Raw genomic sequence first — 2,817 nt, forward strand, 5'->3', positions numbered from 1 at the left:
TCATCGGCCTGCTCTACTGCGGCCTCATCGTCACGTCGAAGGGCGTTCGCGTGATCGAGTTCACCGCCTGCTTCGGCACGGAGGACATGGCAGAGGGAACGGCGGCGTTCGTGGAGAAGCGCCGCCCCGCGTTCACCGGCCGGTGACCGGAGCCGCATCGCCGACGCGAACGCGAGGCGCGGGCGGCGGCGTCAGCCCTGCTGCGAAGCCGTCACCGGATCGCGGACCACGCGGAACTGCGCCACCCGCGGATCCACCGCGCCGCGCACGTAGCCCGTGGGCGATCCTGCGACGGCCTGCAGGAACGAGACCGTCTCCTCGGTGATCTCCTCACCGGGGACGAGGTTCGGGATGCCGGGCGGATAGGCGGCGAGCGTGTCGGAGGAGACCCGGCCGACGGCCTCGGAAGCGGGCACGATCTCGCTCTCGCCGAAGAAGGCCGAGCGCGGGATCATGCGCAGCACGCCGGCGGCCGGCAGCGGCGGGAACCCGTTCTGATCGGCGACCCCACCCGCGGCCCGCAGCGCGTCGGCCTGATCGGCGACCGCCGTGAGCGCGTCCATGATCCGCTCGAGATCCGGGGTGGCGAGCGCGCCGATCACCGCGACGATGCTCGTCCCGGTCGACATCTCGAAGTAGACGTTGTGGTCGGCGATCAGACGGTCGCGCACCCAGTGGCCGCTCTGGCCGAGCGCGGAGACGTCTATCGGCACCCGCAACGGGTCGGTGGCGACGATGTCGGGGAACGCGTCGAAGCCGTCGCTGATCACGGAGAAGCGGGAGTCGGCGCGAAGCCGCTCGCGGAACTCCTCCGAGATCTTCACGGACTCGGAGATCTGCTCGCCGCCGTGCACGAGCGCGTGCCGCGCCGCATCCAGAGACCCCATCAGGATCGAGCTCGCCGAAGTCGAGGCGGTCATCGTGTAAGCGCGCTTCACGAGCGGTTCCAGGCGTTCCGCGAAGGGCCCCTCGCCGAGGTGCAGCATGGCGGACTGGGTGAGGGATCCTGCCAGCTTGTGCGTGCTCGAGATGACGAGGTCGCCCCCGAGCCGCGCCGGCGACTCCGGCAGGTCCGGGTGGAATCCGAAGTGCGCGCCCCAGGCGCCGTCGACGATGAGCGCGGCGTCGTAGGCGTGCGCCACGCGCGAGAGCCCGGCGACGTCGGCGGTGGAGCCGAAGTAGCTCGGCGAGACGACGTAGACGCTCTGCACGGCCCGGCCGGCCTCGGCCTCGGCGCGCAGCGCCTCCTCGAGCATCTCGGGGGTGAGCCCGTGCGCGATGCCGTGTTGCTGGTCGACGTTCGGGTTCACGAAGGCCGGGATCAGCCCGGCGAGCAGCACGCCGTCGGTGAAGCTCGAGTGCGAGCTGCGCTGCATCAGCACCCGCTCGCCCAGCCCGCGCACGGCGAATGCCGCGGTGCGGTTGCCCTGCGATGCACCGTTGGTGAGCCACCAGGTCCGGCGGGCGCCCCACGCCTCGGCGGCGAGGGCGAGCGACTCGTTCAGCGGGGAATCGTCTCCGAGGTCGACGCCCTCGAGCATCAGCGGCACGTCGAGCTGCACCATGCGCTCGCCGTACACGTCGGCCAGGTGATGGCCGCCGTGGTCCGCGGTGCCACCGTGCCCGGGCACCATGATCTGCAGTGGATGGGAATCGGCAAGGCCGGCCACCGCGTCGAGGTAGGGCGTGCGGCACTGGGCATCGCTCTGCGGGCACTGCGCGTCCGTCTCGGAATCGCTGCTCCGCACGCCGCTGCGGATGGCGTGCCCCCGCAGCCCGGCGACGCGCGGTCCCGGCGCGAAGGCGTCTTGGTCGTTCTCTGTGCGTTCGACGTGGAGCATTCATCTAGCGTCCCGTGGATCCCTCGCGAGGGGAATCCCGAAACCCCTCCTACCCACCAGATGGCATATGGAACTAGGATGGGAATTCCTTGCTATGGGCTCCAGATGGAATGAGGCGAAGATGCTCGACCCGAGACAGTTGCAGGCCCTCGCCGCAGTCGCCGCCGAGGGCTCCGTCGCCCGGGCGGCCAAACGGCTCGGCTGGAGCCAGCCGACCGTCGACTACCACCTCAAGGCCCTGGACCGTCTCGTGGGCAGCGCACTCACCATGCGGAGCGCCCGCGGCAGTGCGCTCACCTCCGCCGGAGCGCTGATGCTCGAGCGCGGCGACGAGCTCCTCGCGCTCTCCGATCGCGCCCTCGCCGACGTCCGCGAGTTCGCGCAGGTCGGCCGTACGAGGCTCCGCTTCGGCTCCTTCCCCACCGCCGCCGCGCGCCTGCTGCCCGGCATCGCCGCGCGCCTCGCCGAAGTCGGCATCGAGCTCGACGTGATCCTCGAGGAGATCTCACCGCTCGTCGCCCGCGTGAACCAGCGCACGGTCGACGCCGCGCTCGTCTACACCGCCAGCGGCTACCCGCTGCAGTTCCGCACCGAGGTCCACACCACTCCGCTGCTCACCGACCCCCTCATGCTCGCGCTGCCCGCGAGCCATCCCGAGGCCGGGCGCCAGAGTTTCACCACCGAGGCGCTGCTCGATCTGAGCGAGGACCCGTGGGTCTTCAGCGCGACACCCGGCGACACCCTCGACGAGGTGGTCGTCGATGCCTTCACCGGCGAGGGCCGGCACTTCGACGCCGGGATCCGCACCGACGACTACGCCGTCGCCCTCGGCCTCGTCGCCGCCGGCCTCGGTGTGGCGCTCATCCCGCGCCTCGCCATCGGATCGGTCCCGGCGGGTGCGATCCTGCGCCCGATCACCGATCCGCGCTTCGCACGCGAGATCCTGCTCGCAGCGCCCGCCACCCCCGGGGGCCCG

Annotated in this window: 2 protein-coding genes; one reads left to right on the forward strand and one right to left on the reverse strand. The window is 71.4% G+C overall.

The features are described 5' to 3' along the window. Window positions 1-191 precede the first annotated feature (191 nt). Window positions 192-1,841, reverse strand: a complete 1,650-nt coding sequence (locus ACFPZL_RS11970) for an aminotransferase class I/II-fold pyridoxal phosphate-dependent enzyme (RefSeq protein WP_218115168.1) — start codon at window positions 1,839-1,841, stop codon at window positions 192-194. 121 nt (window positions 1,842-1,962) lie between these two features. On the opposite strand from ACFPZL_RS11970, the gene ACFPZL_RS11975 reads away from it, so the two are divergent. After that, window positions 1,963-2,817 (forward strand): LysR family transcriptional regulator (locus ACFPZL_RS11975; protein ID WP_382335577.1); only part of this gene is annotated, 855 nt, incomplete at its 3' end.

The sequence above is a fragment of the Leucobacter soli genome, assembly GCF_042659205.1.
GTDB lineage: Bacteria > Actinomycetota > Actinomycetes > Actinomycetales > Microbacteriaceae > Leucobacter > Leucobacter soli.

What these genes read in the sequence shown, in the direction of transcription:
- ACFPZL_RS11970 (WP_218115168.1), bottom strand. Translation starts at nt 1,841, where the DNA reads ATGCTCCACGTCGAACGCACAGAGAACGACCAAGACGCCTTCGCGCCG.